We start from the raw sequence: 13,533 nt of genomic DNA on the forward strand, positions 1-13,533 counted from the left end.
CCGGTCCGTGAGGGCCACCCGCACGGAACCAGATTCCTTCAGGGTTCCCCTCACGGACCTTCGAGGCGGCGGGGACGGGGGAGCGGCAGCGGGCATGAAACGGTGGAGGCCATGAACGAGAAGATCACGGCGGCGTTCGAAGACGTCCCGGTGTGCGCGTCGGTCGTCGGTGTCGCGAAGGTGCCGGATTTCGTGGCCGCGGCGTCCCGGGTCGGGATCCTGGCGTCGGTTCCGGTCGGGCAGCTGCCGAAGATCGTGGCGGCGCTCGCCGGGCGGGACAAGCTCGTGTTCGTCAACATCGATTCGTGCCCCGGGCTCGCCACCGACCGCGCGGGCGTGGACTTCCTCCAGGAGATTGGGGCGGCCGGGGTGGTCAGCACCCGGGTCGCGCCGATCGAACGGGCGCGGGCGCTGTCGATGCTGACGATGCACAAGGTGTTCGTCACCGACCGCTCGAACCTGAACCGGAGCCTGGAGGCGGTCAAGCGCAGCGGGCCGGACCTGGTGGAGCTGATGCCCGCCCCGATCATCCCGTGGATGTCCGAGTCCGCGAGGGAAGTCATGTCGCCGTTCGTCGCGGCCGGTTTCGTCACCGACCGCGACGGGGTGGCGCATTCGTTGGCGATGGGCGCGGCGGCTGCCGCGTCCTCCGATCCGGGGCTGTGGTCGCTGACCCGGTCCCGGCTGCGTACAGGAGAAGAATGAGTTTCGTAGTGGTGGCCCGGTATGTAACTGCGGAACGGGACCGGGTCGTCGAACTGCTCGGCCCGATGGCGGAGGCGTCGCGGCGCGAGCCTGGATGCCTGCGGTACACCGTCCACACGGGAATCGAGGACGGTGTCGTGGTGATCGTCGAGGAGTACGGCAGCGAGGCGGATTTCACCGCGCACTGCGAATCGGAGCACTTCGCCCGGATCGTGCTCGGCGAGGTCGTGCCGCTGTTGTCCGACCGGCAAGTCACCCGCTGCGTCCCGGTCGGCGCGTGATGGAGGTCCGCGGCGCGGTCCTGCGCGAGGTCGGGAAACCGCTGGAGATCGAGACGCTGACGCTGGCCCCGCCCGGTCCCGGCGAACTGCTGGTGCGGGTGCGCGCGGCCGGGCTGTGCCATTCGGACCTGTCGGTGATCGACGGGTCGAGGCCGCGTCCGGTGCCGATGGTGCTCGGCCACGAGGCCGCCGGCGAGGTCGTCGAAGCGGGGCCGGGCAGCGACTTCCGGCCCGGCGAACACGTAGTCCTGACGTTCGTGCCCTCCTGCGGCGACTGCGCTCCGTGCACGGCCGGCCGCCCCGCGCTGTGCGGTCCCGCCGCGGCGGCCAACCGCGAGGGCACGCTGCTGGGCGGCGACGTCCGGTGGTCGTCGCCGGCCGGGAACCCGTTGCACCACCTCGGGGTTTCGGCGTTCGCCTCGCACGTGGTCGTGTCCGACCGGTCGGCGGTGCGGATCGACGAAGCGCTGCCGTTCGACATCGCGGCATTGTTCGGCTGCGCGGTGCTGACCGGCGCCGGAGCGGTGTTCAACGCGGCGGACGTGCGTCCCGGCGACAGCGTGGCCGTGTTCGGCCTCGGCGGGGTCGGCCTCTCCGCGTTGCTCGCCGCGAAGGCCGCGGGTGCCAGCACGCTGCTCGCGATCGATCCGGTCGCGAGCAAGCGGGAACTGGCGCGTTCGCTGGGCGCCACGGTGGTGAGTGACGTCGCGGAGATCCGCGAGCGGACCGGCAGCGGGGTGGATTACGCCGTCGACACCACCGGCGTGGTCGCCGCACTGAGCCAGGCTTACGACGCGACCCGACCCGGCGGGACGACCGTCACCGTGGGCCTGCCGGACCCCTCCGCCGGACTGACCCTGCCCGCGCAAAGCCTGGTAGCCGAGGAGAAAACCCTGCGGGGGAGCTACCTGGGTTCGTGTGTGCCGCGGCGGGATGTACCCCGGTTCATCGCGCTGTACCAGGCGGGGTTGCTGCCGGTGGAGGCGTTGCTGACGCATTCGATCGCGCTGGACGAGATCAACGCCGGTTTCGCCCGGCTGCGGGACGGGGGCGCGGTCCGTCAGGTGATCACTTTCTGAACCGCGCCCCCTGCTCCGCTACGAGTTACCGCGCAGCGAAGCGGTCGCGATGGTGGCCGCGTCGATGGCGGTCTCGGCGGCCTGGGTGGACGAGTTGGCGTCGAGCTCGGTGAGCGATTCCTTGTTCAACGCGTGCACGGCCCACTCGTAGGTGTGGTTCGTCGTGCACGGCCCTTGGTATCCGAAGAAGTTCGCGCTGCCGCGGTAGTAGGCCTGCCGTGACCCGGCAGGAACCGAGGGCTGATACGCGTGGTCGACGTTCTGCGGCAGCTCGGCGGCGGTCGCCGGGATGTCGTAGATGACCCAGTGGATGATGCCGTTGTCGAGGTCGTGCATGACGATCGCGTAGCTCTTCGCCTGCTCCGGCGCCCCGGACCAGGCCAGCGGCGGCGACTCGTCCTTCTTCTCGGGGTCGCCGTCGCCGCTGCTGGCGCAGTCGTGGACCTTGGGAATCATCCCGCCGTCGGCGAAGGCGGTGCTGGAGAGCGCGAAAGCGGCGCGCCCCGGACTCGCCGACGCGGCGGCGGGGCTCGCGGCGCAGAGGACGAGCAGGGCGAAGAGAGCGATTCTGGTGCGTCTCACTGGAAGCTCCCGAGGCGGCTGGTGGTCTCTTGTCCTTTCGTGGGAAGAGTGTGCGCCGCAATCGGCGAGGACCGGCGCGCCAGCGGCAGGGAGTACCACGTTTCCCGCCAAGAGTGACATGCGGCGCGGCGGTAGGGTGCCAAGGTGAGCGAACCCCGGGGGAGGCTCGGCCGTCACGACCTGGCCGAGGTGGCGCGCGCGGTGTTCGGCGCCCGCGAATTGGCGTCGGCGGAACGATTGCGCGGCGGTTCGAAGAAGGGCGTCTACCGGCTGACGCTCGACGACCGCACGACCAGCGTCGCCTACGTCTGGAACGCTGACGAGGACTACTGGCCGGACGCGGCATCGCCCGACCACAGCGATCCCTTCGGGCACAGCACCGGCATCGGGTTGTTCGAGGCCGCGCACGCCGCGCTGTCCAGAGCTGGCGTCCGGGTGCCGCGGATCTTCCTGCTCGACCGCAGCAAAACCCTCCTCGCCGGTGACGTCGCGGTGGTCGAGGACGTGCGCGGCGGCACGCTGGAAACTCTCGGGGACCGGTCGTGCGTGCTGGCCCGCCTCGGCGACGCGGTCCGGTCCCTGCACCGCACCCGGCGTGCTCACTACGGCCGTCCGGGCGCCGATAAGCCTGGCTTGCCGGTGCAAGATGTTGTGCTGCGCCGCGCATTGGATCACCTCGCCCAGGCCGCCGCCCGGGTGCCGGAGATCGCGGCCGTCGAACACCTCCTCGCCTCGCTGCTCGGGGAACGGCATGCAGCAGTGGAGCCACGCACCGAGTACGGGTTGATCCACGGCGAACTAGGCCCTGACCATGTCCTCGTCGACGAGCACGACCAGCCGGTGCTCATCGACATCGAGGGCGCGATGTTCTTCGACGTCGAATGGGAACACGTTTTCCTGGAATTGCGCTTCGATGAGAACTATCGCTATTTCCATGCTGCGAGCCTGGACGACCGCCGAATGCGGTACTATCGCCTCGCGATGTATTTGTCCCTCGTCGCGGGCCCATTGCGGTTGCTCGACGGCGACTTCCCGCACCGGGAAGCGATGCTGGACATCGTGGACCAGAACGTCGTCCGCACTCTCGGCCAGCTTGGCTGACGGCGCAGACATTATTGTGGCGCCCCACAATCCGGCCTTCTCCCGCCCTTCGCGCAGGTATCGTAAGACAACCGGCCGATCCCGGTGACTTCCCGTCAGACGATCAAGCGGAGGACAGGTGCCGGTGGCGACCTCGGCCGCAGCCGCGCGCTCGTTCGACGGCGGCGAATGGTGGCATGCCGGCCGGGTCGCGGCCGGGCTGCTTATTCCCGGGCTGGCCCTGCTCGCGGCGGGCCGTCCGGACTTGATCATTTTCGCCGCGTTCGGTTCGTTTGCCGGGATGTACGGCCGGGCCGAGTCGCGTGCACTCCGCTTCCGGCACCAGCTCCAGGCGGGTGCCGTGCTGTTGAGCGGCGTCTCACTGGGTGTGCTGCTGTCCGCCTGTCACGCGCCACCTTGGCTGCTGGTGGTCACCGAGGCCACGTTCTCGTTCGGCTGCGCACTGGTGACGAATCGCCTGGACTTGAGCCCGCGCGGACCGTTCTTCGGCATCTTCGCGCTCGGTGCGATCGCGTTGGTGCCCGCCGGTCGGGTCGAACCGTGGGTCGGAATCGCCTTGTGCGCGGGCACAATCGCCGGTTGTGTCCTCATTGGACTGACCGGGCCGGAACGCCCGCCCACGCCGGGGACGCCGACGTGCGCCCCGGAATGCGGTGCCGCCTGCGCCGTCGTGCACGCCGCCCGGTACGCGCTGGCGATCGCCGCCGCGGGTGCGGTCGGTCTGCTGCTCGGCGTGGACCACGCGAACTGGGCGATGGCGTCGGCGGCGGTCCCGCTGGCAGCGGCGGATCCGCGCAGCCGGTTGCATCCCGGCCTGCGCAGCGTGCTGGACCGCAGCGCGCACCGGGTCGTCGGGACGCTCGCCGGACTGGTCGTCACGGCCTTGCTGCTCTTGCCGGGATTCGCGGCCGCGCCGCTGGCGTTGGCGGTGGTCGTGCTGCTGTTCCCGACGGAGTTGTTCATGTCCCGGCATTACGGGATCGCGCTGGGGTTCTTCACGCCGCTGATCCTGGTGATGACGGAACTGGCCGCACCCGCCGCCCCCGCGACGCTGCTGACGGCGCGGGTGGCGGACACCCTGGTAGGCGTGGCGGCGGGCATCGGGGCGGCGGTGCTGGTCCGCGCCCCGTGCCGGACCGCGGCGGTCAGGCGGAGCGTTCGACCGTGACGTTGCTGTGTTCGCCGGTGGCGCACAACACGTTCATCTCCGGCCGCGCAGCTGCCCGCCACTCGGGCGCGGTGCTGGTCCGCGCCCCGTGCCGAACCACGGCGCTCAGGCGGAGCGTTCGACCGTGACCTTCAGATGCTTCATCAACGGCTGATCGCTCTGCGTGCTGTAATCGCCAATCGCGCACAACACGTTCATCTCCGGCATATACCCCGCCGCGCACCCGCGCGGGATGTCGTACGGGATTGCCCGGTACCGCTGCACCGAACGCGTCGTCCCGTCCTTCGCCGTGGCCGTGATGTCCACCTCGTCGAACTCGCTCAACCCCCGGTCCCGCATGTCCTCGGCGTTCAGGAACACCAGCGTGCGGAGGTTCTTGATGCCCCGGTACCGGTCGTCGTCCGAATAAATCGTCGTGTTCCACTGGTCGTGCGAGCGCATCGTGCCCAGCGCCAGCGTCCCGGCGGCGGGGACCACGTCCGGCAACTCCGCGGTGGAGAACTCGGCGCGTTCGGACGGCGTGTGGAAGACCCGTTCGCGCGCGGCCTGGTGGATGCGGAAGCCCAGAGGCTGCCGGACCCGCGTGTTGAAGTCCTCGAAACCGTCCAGCACCCGCGCCATCGTGTCGCGGATCCGGTCGTAGTCGCCGACGTAATCATCCCACGGCGTCGGGCTTTCCGGCAGCGTCGCGCTCGCCATCCCGGCGATGATCGCGGGTTCGGACAGCAGGTGCGGCGAGGCGGGCTTCTTCATGCCGGTGGACAGGTGGACCATGCTCATCGCGTCCTCGACGGACGTCGACTGCAGCCCGGCCGTCTGGAAGTCCTTTTCGGTCCGGCCCAGGCAGGGCAGGATCAGCGCCTGCTTGCCGTGTTCGAGGTGGCTGCGGTTGAGTTTGGTGCTGACCTGCACGGTCAGCTCGCACTTGCGCAGCCCGGCCGCGGTGTAGGGCGTGTCGGGCGCGGCGAGGGCGAAGTTGCCGCCCATGCCGACGAATACGCGCACGTCGCCGCGGTGCATCGCTTCGATCGTCCCGACCGTGTCGAGCCCGTGGTGGCGCGGCGGGTCGATGCCGCAGACCTCGGCGAGCTTGTCGAGGAACTCCGGCGCCGGGCGGTGGTCGATGCCGCAGGTGCGGTTGCCCTGCACGTTGCTGTGCCCGCGCACCGGCGACGGGCCGGTCCCGGGGCGGCCGATGTTTCCGCGCAGCAGCAACAGGTTCACGATCTCGCGGACGGTGTCGACCCCGTGTTCGTGCTGGGTCACGCCGAGGCACCAGCTGATGACCGACCGGTCGGCGTCGCGGTAGATCTTCGCCGCCGCGCGGATTTCGGACTCGGTCAGCCCGGACTGCCGCTCCAGTTCGGCCCAGGACGTGGTTTCGCAGACGACCCGGTACTTCTCGACGCCGCTGGTATAAGTCTCCAGGAACTCCGAATCGATCGCCCGGGGATCGGTCTCCGCCATCTCGAGCAGGGCTTTCGCCATGCCGCGGATGAACGCCAGGTCGCCGCCGATGCGCGGCTGGAGGTTGAGCGTGGACGTCGGGGTCGCCTGGAAGGTCGCCATCCGGACGAAGTCGTGCGGGATGATCGTGCGCGTGGCCCCGGCCTCGACCAGCGGGTTGACGTGCACGATCTGCGCGCCGCGCCGGTGCGCTTCGGCGAGCGCGGTGAGCATCCGGGGCGCGTTCGACGCCGCGTTCACGCCCATGATGAACAGCGCGTCGGCGGCCTCCCAGTCGTGGATGTCCGCGGTGCCCTTGCCGGTGCCGAGGGCGGCCTGCAGCGCGCGGCCGCTCGCCTCGTGGCACATGTTCGAGCAGTCCGGCAGGTTGTTCGTGCCGAACTCCCGCGCCCACAGCTGGTACAGGAAAGTCGCCTCGTTGCCGAGCCGCCCGGAGGTGTAGAACGCCGCCTGGTCCGGGGAGTCGAGACCGCGCAGCGTCGCGCCGACCAGCTCGAACGCCTTGGCCCACGAGATCGGCACGTACCGGTCGGTCTTCTCGTCGTAGCGCAGCGGCTCGGTGAGCCTGCCCTGCGCCTCCAGCGCGGTGTCGCTCCAGCCGTCCAGTTCGGACACGGTGTGCGCGGCGAAGAATTCCGCGCCGACGCGTTTCCGCGTCATCTCCCAGGTGACGTGCTTGATCCCGTTTTCGCAAATGTCGAGATGCAGGCCCTTGGTGTCGTCCGGCCACGCGCAGCCCGGGCAGTCGAAGCCGCCGTTCTCGTGGTTCATCTTCACGATCGCGCGCGGTCCGGCGACGAGTTCCCGTTCCCGGACGAGGAACTGCGTCACGCTTTTCGCCGCGCCCCAGCCCGCGGCCGGGTGGTGGTATGGCTTGAACTCCGGCTGGCCCTCGCGCTGCTCGTCCACCGTAACCCTCTCGACCGCGTCTGTGCTTCCCTGTCGATTCAAGCACGACGGCCCGCTCCGGGCATCCGGGCGGGGAATGCGAACAGGCTTATTGTGGAGCGCGACAAACATTTCTGTGCCGGTCCACAAAATGCGCGGGAAAACGGAGAACGTTTCCCCGGGAGGGAAATCCGCGTGGGCGGCCGCTCCGGGACGCGGGTACGATCCCGGACGTGGCCGACCGGGAGGAAAACGCTGTGCGGACCGCCGCCCTGACCGAACTCGTCGCCTGGGCCGACGAGAGGCTGCCCCGGCTGATCGACGACGTCTGCGCGGCGAGCTGCGAGCGGATCGGGATGTACCGGGACGAGAAGATCGTCCCGCGCGCCGACCTGCACCGCTCGATCGCGGTGAACCTCCGGTTCATGGTCGACGCGCTCGGCGGCGGCGAGGCCCCGGACCAGCGCGCGCCGAAGGAGACCGGCCGCCGCCGGGCGCACCAAGGCGCGCCGCTGCCCGAGGTGCTGCAGGTGTACCGGATCGCCTGCGCGATGCTGTGGGACCTGCTCGTGGGCCGCGCCCGCGAAACCGGGAGCACCGACGTGCTGATCGACGTCGCGAGCCTGTTATGGCAGGTCACCGACGAGCACGCGGTCCGCGTCACCGAGGCGTACCGGGCGGCGAGCGCGGAACTGCTGGTCGCGCAGCAGCGGCGGCGGTCCGCGCTGGCCGAAGCGCTGCTGACCGGCGCGCGCGGGTCCGATTCCGGGCCGTGGGAGGCGGGACGGCTGCTCGGCCTGTCGCTGGACGGCAAGCTGACCGTGGTCGCCGCCGAGACGCGCGGGCTGGCCGAAGAAAGCCTGGTCGGCGTCGAGCGGCGGCTCGGCCAGCTCGGCATCGTGTCGGCGTGGCATCTGTCGCCGACGCTGCAGGCCGGCGTGGTTTCGCTGCGCGAGGAGCAGTACGACACGATGCTCGGCCTGCTTCGCGAGCTGGCGCTGGCCCGCACCGGCGTCAGCCCGCTGTTCCGCTCGCTGACCGAAACCCCGCGCGCGGTCCACCTGGCGCGCACGGCGCTGTCCGGCATCCCGCCCGAACGGGGCGAGGTCCGCGCGTTCGACCCGAGCCCGCTGGCCGCGTTCGTCGCCTACGACCCGGACGAGGGCCGCCGGCTGGGGGAGCAGGTCTTCGGGGCGGTGCTGGAACTGCCCGCCGAGGAACGCGACGTGCTGCTGGAGACGCTGGACGCGTACTTCGCGCACGGCGGCTCCTCCGAACGCGCGGGGCAGGTGCTGCACTGCCACGCCAATACCGTCCGGTACCGGTTGCGCCGGATCCGGGAACTGACCGACCGGACGCTGACCGATCCGCGGGACCTGGCCGAGCTGGTCACGGCGATGCAGGCGCTGCGGGTCGATTCGGTGCGCTCGATCGATTCTCTTGGGAGCTGACGATGTCTGAAGAGTGGTACTACAACACCCGCACGAACGAGGTCGAGCGCGACCGCCAAGCGCGCGGCGTCGACCGGCTCGGCCCGTACCCGGACGAGGCCACCGCGCGGCGGGCGCTGGAGCTGGCGCGCGAACGCACGAAGGCGGAGGACCAGGCTGACGCGGAGTGGAACAACCCCCAGTGACGGAACCGGATTTCCGCGGCGCGTCGACCGTCGGCGAGGCGATGCTCCGGGCGCCGAAGGTGCTCGACGCGTCGGCGACGGTCGGCGAGGTGCGCGCGCTCTTCGAGGACGACCACGTGCACGCCGCGCTGGTCGTTTCCGGGGGAACGCTGCTGAGCGTCGTGGAACGGCCGGATCTGGACGGGCAGCCGGACGCGCTTCCGGCGTACCGGGCGGGCCAGCTGACTGGCCGGGTGGTGGCTCCGGAGGCGGACCTGTACGCGACGTGGCTGGGGATGTCGCGCCGCAGGCTGGCGGTGGTGGACGCGAGCGGCCGGTTGCTGGGGCTGTTGTGTTTGAAGCGCAGCGGCCGCGGCTTCTGCTCGGACGCCGACGTGGCGGCCCGCGCGCAAGACCGGGAGAGCGGTTGCCGGGGCGGCCCGTCGCGGACCGCCCCGGTCAGTCTCAGCGCCAGTCCACTTTGAACACCCACGCGTGCTTCCCCGCCGCACGCGCCGCCGCCGGAACGTCGATGACCAGCCGTCCGTCGCTCTGGCTCCAGTGCAGCGGACCGCCGTAACCGAGCATGCTCACGCGGTCGCCGCGGCGGATCGGGACCGGGGCGTCGACCACGAGCTGCGAGCCGGGCGCGACGAGCGACATGACGTAAAACGCCGAACCGGGCCGCACCGTGAACCGCAGGTCGCCGAGCTGGGCCATGCGCGACCAGTACGTGGTGCCGTAGATCGCTTCCCCGTTCGTGCGCAGCCAAGCCCCGGTCTCGCGCAGGCGCTGCTGCATCACCGCCGGAATGGTGCCGTCGAAATCGGGGCCGATGTCCAGCAGGAAGTTGCCGTTCTTCGACACCACGTCGACCAGCGTGTGCACCACGTCGTCGGTGGTCATGTACTTGTCGTCCGGCGTCGCGCGGTTGTAACCGTAGGAGAACGGGTCCAGGCCCCGGCTCGACTCCCACTTGGCGACGACGGTGTTCGGGTACGTCGTGTACTCCGGCGTGGTGAAGTCGTGGTCCGGGATGCCGCCGCGGTCGTTGTACGTGACGTCCTTGGGACGACGCCGGTTCTTGGCCCGGTTGAAGTACTCGGTGAGCACTTCGCGGCTGTCGTTCACGCCGCCGATGTCGAACCACAGCACGTCCGGGTCGAAGCCGGAGATCAGCTCCAGCACCTGCGGCGCCTGCAAGTCCTTCACGAAATCGCGTCCGGCGGTGTACCCGGTGTAGGGCAGCGGCGCGCCGGTGTACGGATTGCGCGGCGCGTGGCCCATCCACGGGTTGTCCGGGTTGAACCATTCCGGCAGCGAGAAATACAGGCCGTTGCGCAGGCCCGGCGTGTACTTGCGCGAGGCGGCGAACAGGTCGGCGACGAGGTCGCGGCGCGGGCCTAGCTTCTTGGCGTTGCGGCCGCTGACTTTGGTGTCCCACAGGGCAAAACCGTCGTGATGCTTGGACGTGAGCACGTAGTACTGCGCGCCCGCGTCCTCGATCAGATGCACCCACGAACGCGGATCGAACCGGGCGGCGGTGAACTTCGGGATGAAGTCGTCGTAGACGAACGATTCGCCGTAGGTCTTCGCGTGATAGGCGTAGGTGGCGCCGTGGGGATCTTGCTGGTTGTTCCAGTACCACTCGGCGTACTGCTGCCCGACCGGAGCCCACGCGGGCACCGAGTACACGCCCCAGTGGATGAAGATGCCGAATTTGGCGTCGCAGAACCAATACGGCGCGCGGTGCGTGGACAGCGACGCGTCGGTCGGCCGGAAATCCGGGATGCCGAGCGGCACCGGCAGGGTCCGGGTGGCGATCGTCGACCGGTCGGCGAGCACGCGGATCCGGCCGGTCGCCGGAGTCCCCGCGGGCAGGCCGCGGTCGGTGGTGAGGCCGAGCCGCACCGTAGTCTGTTCGCCGGGCGCGAGGCGGGGGATCGGCGCGGGCGTGCGCACCCGGCCGCCCGGGACGTCGAGCGTGACGGTGATCCGGTCGCGGGTTTCGAGCCAGACGGTGCCGGTGTTGACGATCGTCGCCTCGACGGCCTGCGGACCGCCGTCCTGCAGCAGATTCGCGGTCGCCCGGGCGTCGAGGACCGTCGCCGAACGGCCTTGCGCGATCGGCTGCAGCGTCAAGGCGAACACGTGCAGGCTCGCCACGTTCACCGCCGGTGCGGCGGTCTTGGGCAGAGTCAGCGCGACCGCCTCGCGCGCCGGGTCGATCCACACCTGCGCGGTGCTGATCGACACCGGGTTCTGGTCGGTGACGCCACCCGGGCCGTAGCGGAAGGTCGAGACGACAGCGCCGCCGGAGCCCCACCAGTCGGAGCCGGACAGGGTGGCGGTGCTGGTGCTGCCGTCGGCGTAGTGGACGGTCGCGTCGCCTCCGGTGGCGCCGTAACTGCACGCGACGAGGAACGCGGCGCCGTAATACCGGCCCTTCGGCAGGTCGATGCGCTGGCCGAGCGCGATGACGTTGTTCTTCGCCCCGGCCGCCGCCGAGCCGAGCAGATACGGCACGCCGCCCGCGGTGACCGTGCTGCCCGCCGGGATCTGCTCCGCCGGGAAGGTGTAGCCGGAGCCGTCGAAGTTCCCGTCGTGCGCGCTCGCGGAGTCGATGCCGTCGTTGTCGAACCACGCGTCGAGCGGGACCGGCACCGGCGGGGGCGGCGGCACGACCGGCGCGCCCGCCCCGTCCGTCACCACCGGCTGCGCCGGCGCGCCCGCCGCTGCCGCGGTGCTCGGCAGTCCGAGCAGCACCGCGCCGCCGAGTGCCATGCCGAGTGCGTGCCGACGAGGATAGGTCGTCATGGAACCTCCACAGTGAAGTCCAGTGGTCCGATGCCTAGCGCGGAATTTCTCGATCATCCGGGGAATCAGGGCAAGCGAGTGGCCGATACATCTGATGAATCATCGTCGGCGCGCACTGGGGTGCTGTCAAGGAGATCCCGCTCAGCGGAGCACCGCGAAAAGCCGACCACCGCAGCGGTGATCGGCTTTTCGCGAGCGAGGGTCAGGAGCGCAGCCAGACCGCCGTATCCGTCGGCAGTTCGGCCGGCACCGGGTCGCTGGCCAGCAGGATTTCCGCGTGCGGCGGCAGCGGGACCGGGGAACCGGAGAAGTTGAGGACGAACGTGAATCCCGGTCCCCGGCGGAAAGCCAGCACGCCGTCGCCCAGCGAAAGCCACTCGAGTTCTCCGCTGAGATTCGCGCGCAGCCGCAGTCCGGCGCGGTACAGGCTGAGCATCGACGCCGGGTCGCCCGCTTGCGCTTCCGCCGTGTACGCCTGCCATTCCGCGGGCTGCGGCAGCCACGCGCCGCCGGGACCGAAGCCGAACGGCGGCGCGTCGCCGGACCACGGCAGCGGCACCCGGCAGCCGTCCCTGCCGGGATCGGCGCCGTTCGTGCGCGTCCACACCGGGTCCTGCCGCAGTTCGGCGGGAATGTCCTCGACCTCCCACAGCCCCAGCTCTTCGCCCTGGTAGACGTACATCCCGCCGGGCAGCGCCATGGTCAGCAACGCCGCCGCGCGGGCGCGCCGGGTGCCCAGCACCAGGTCCACCGAACTGCCGTGCAGCCGGTCCGCGAACGAGAACCCGGTGTCGCCCGCGCGCCCGTACCGCGTGACGTGCCGGGTGACGTCGTGGTTCGACAGGACCCAGGCGGGCGGCGCGCCGACGGCGTCGTGCGCTTCCAGCGTCCGCTCGATGACCTCCCGGAAGCGCGCGGAGTCCCACGGGCAGACCAGGAAATCGAAGTTGAACGCCGAATGCAGTTCGTCGCGGCGCAGGTACCGCGCGGTGCGGGACATGTCCGGCAGCCACATCTCGCCGACCAGCACGCGCTCGCCCGGATAGCTGTCGGCGATCTTGCGCCACGACCGGTAGATCTCGTGCAGCCCCTCCTGATCGGAGAACGGCGTCTCGTCGCCCGCCTCGACGTCCGGCAGCCGCGCGTCCTTCACCAGCCCGTCGGCGACGTCGATGCGGAAGCCGTCCGCGCCGCGGTCGAACCAGAACCGCAGGACGTCCTCGAATTCCGCGCGCACGTCCTGGTTGTCCCAGTTGAAATCCGGCTGCCGCGAGCTGTAGAGGTGCAGGTACCACTCGCCGTCCGGCACCCGCGTCCAGGCGGATCCGCCGAAGCGCGACTTCCAGTTGTTCGGCGGCTCGGCACCGCCGGGACCGCGGCCCGGACGGAACCAGAACCGTTGCCGCTCAAGCGAACCCGGCCCGGCGGCGAGTGCCTCGCGGAACCAGCGGTGCTCGTCGGAACAGTGGTTCGGCACGATGTCGATGATCACCCGCAGGCCGCGTCCGTGCGCCTCGGCGATCAATGCCTCGGCCTCGGCGAGCGAGCCGAAAAGCGGGTCGATGTCGCGGAAATCGGCGACGTCGTAGCCGCCGTCGTCCATCGGCGACGGGTACCACGGGGTGAACCAGAGCGTGTCGACACCGAGCGCGGCCAGGTGGTCGAGCCGGGCGCGGACGCCGGCGAGATCGCCGATGCCGTCGCCGTTGCCGTCGGCGAAACTGCGGACGTAGATCTGGTAGATCGCCGCGGTGCGCCACCAGCTGTCTTGTCTTCGCGATGCGGTCACGGAAAAACCCTCCTCGTGGTGGGGGAAAGCGAGAGGTGCGG

12 protein-coding genes are annotated in these 13,533 nt (G+C 70.3%); 8 read left to right on the forward strand and 4 right to left on the reverse strand.

Translation table 11 applies throughout. The features are described 5' to 3' along the window. Nucleotides 1-111 precede the first annotated feature (111 nt). The 3 genes from WA670_RS28990 to WA670_RS29000 are packed head-to-tail and all read left to right on the forward strand — an operon-like array spanning nt 112 to nt 2,065. Nucleotides 112-705, forward strand: a complete 594-nt coding sequence (locus WA670_RS28990; RefSeq protein WP_134662227.1) for a glycerol-3-phosphate responsive antiterminator — start codon at nt 112-114, stop codon at nt 703-705. Continuing rightward, complete coding sequence (locus tag WA670_RS28995) at nt 702-986, forward strand: putative quinol monooxygenase (protein WP_336159433.1); 285 nt, start codon at nt 702-704, stop codon at nt 984-986. The genes WA670_RS28990 and WA670_RS28995 overlap by 4 nt, the downstream gene beginning before the upstream one ends. Beyond that, nucleotides 986-2,065 carry a zinc-binding dehydrogenase gene (locus WA670_RS29000; protein ID WP_238608361.1) on the forward strand — a complete coding sequence of 360 codons (1,080 nt, stop codon included), beginning with the start codon at nt 986-988 and terminating at the stop codon, nt 2,063-2,065. The genes WA670_RS28995 and WA670_RS29000 overlap by 1 nt, the downstream gene beginning before the upstream one ends. An 18-nt stretch (nt 2,066-2,083) precedes the next feature. Here WA670_RS29000 and WA670_RS29005 read toward each other — a convergent pair whose 3' ends face one another. After that, nucleotides 2,084-2,647: a YbhB/YbcL family Raf kinase inhibitor-like protein gene (locus WA670_RS29005; RefSeq protein WP_336159434.1), complete on the reverse strand. Its 564-nt coding sequence runs from the start codon at nt 2,645-2,647 to the stop codon at nt 2,084-2,086. A 144-nt stretch (nt 2,648-2,791) separates the two neighbouring features. Here WA670_RS29005 and WA670_RS29010 point away from each other — a divergent pair, with 144 nt between their 5' ends. Both WA670_RS29010 and WA670_RS29015 read left to right on the forward strand, forming a co-directional pair. Then, complete coding sequence (locus WA670_RS29010; protein WP_336159435.1) at nt 2,792-3,748, forward strand: phosphotransferase family protein; 957 nt, start codon at nt 2,792-2,794, stop codon at nt 3,746-3,748. Nucleotides 3,749-3,866: 118 nt separating this feature from the next. Then, complete coding sequence (locus tag WA670_RS29015) at nt 3,867-4,916, forward strand: FUSC family protein (RefSeq protein ID WP_336159436.1); 1,050 nt, start codon at nt 3,867-3,869, stop codon at nt 4,914-4,916. A 105-nt stretch (nt 4,917-5,021) separates the two neighbouring features. Here WA670_RS29015 and WA670_RS29020 read toward each other — a convergent pair whose 3' ends face one another. Continuing rightward, on the reverse strand, nt 5,022-7,292 hold the full coding sequence (locus WA670_RS29020) for an FdhF/YdeP family oxidoreductase (protein WP_336159437.1): 2,271 nt from the start codon (nt 7,290-7,292) through the stop codon (nt 5,022-5,024). A gap of 212 nt (nt 7,293-7,504) precedes the next feature. Here WA670_RS29020 and WA670_RS29025 point away from each other — a divergent pair, with 212 nt between their 5' ends. Genes WA670_RS29025 through WA670_RS29035 form a run of 3 tightly spaced genes read left to right on the forward strand, consistent with a single transcriptional unit; the run spans nt 7,505 to nt 9,371 of the window. Beyond that, entirely contained in the window at nt 7,505-8,722 is a 1,218-nt protein-coding gene (locus WA670_RS29025; protein ID WP_037812920.1) for a PucR family transcriptional regulator, read from the forward strand. A gap of 2 nt (nt 8,723-8,724) precedes the next feature. Next, entirely contained in the window at nt 8,725-8,907 is a 183-nt protein-coding gene (locus WA670_RS29030) for a hypothetical protein (protein ID WP_336159438.1), read from the forward strand. Continuing rightward, a complete protein-coding gene (locus WA670_RS29035; protein WP_336159439.1) occupies nt 8,904-9,371 on the forward strand; it encodes a CBS domain-containing protein in 468 nt (155 codons plus the stop codon). Before WA670_RS29030 ends, WA670_RS29035 begins: the two co-directional genes overlap by 4 nt. On the opposite strand, the gene WA670_RS29040 is transcribed toward WA670_RS29035, so the two are convergent. Then, a complete protein-coding gene (locus WA670_RS29040; RefSeq protein WP_336159440.1) occupies nt 9,352-11,703 on the reverse strand; it encodes an alpha-L-fucosidase in 2,352 nt (783 codons plus the stop codon). The two genes, WA670_RS29035 and WA670_RS29040, sit on opposite strands and share 20 nt — an antisense overlap. 202 nt (nt 11,704-11,905) lie before the next feature. Beyond that, nucleotides 11,906-13,492: a glycoside hydrolase family 13 protein gene (locus tag WA670_RS29045; RefSeq protein ID WP_336159441.1), complete on the reverse strand. Its 1,587-nt coding sequence runs from the start codon at nt 13,490-13,492 to the stop codon at nt 11,906-11,908. Nucleotides 13,493-13,533: the final 41 nt, after the last annotated feature.

This window comes from Amycolatopsis sp. VC5-11, from assembly GCF_037034185.1.
GTDB classification, from domain to species: Bacteria; Actinomycetota; Actinomycetes; order Mycobacteriales; family Pseudonocardiaceae; genus Amycolatopsis; species Amycolatopsis nivea.

Coding starts and splice junctions, on each gene's coding strand:
- WA670_RS29030 (WP_336159438.1), top strand. CDS start 8,725: ATGTCTGAAGAGTGGTACTACAACACCCGCACGAACGAGGTCGAGCGC.
- WA670_RS28995 (WP_336159433.1), top strand. CDS start 702: ATGAGTTTCGTAGTGGTGGCCCGGTATGTAACTGCGGAACGGGACCGG.
- WA670_RS29040 (WP_336159440.1), bottom strand. CDS start 11,703: ATGACGACCTATCCTCGTCGGCACGCACTCGGCATGGCACTCGGCGGC.
- WA670_RS28990 (WP_134662227.1), top strand. CDS start 112: ATGAACGAGAAGATCACGGCGGCGTTCGAAGACGTCCCGGTGTGCGCG.
- WA670_RS29000 (WP_238608361.1), top strand. CDS start 986: ATGGAGGTCCGCGGCGCGGTCCTGCGCGAGGTCGGGAAACCGCTGGAG.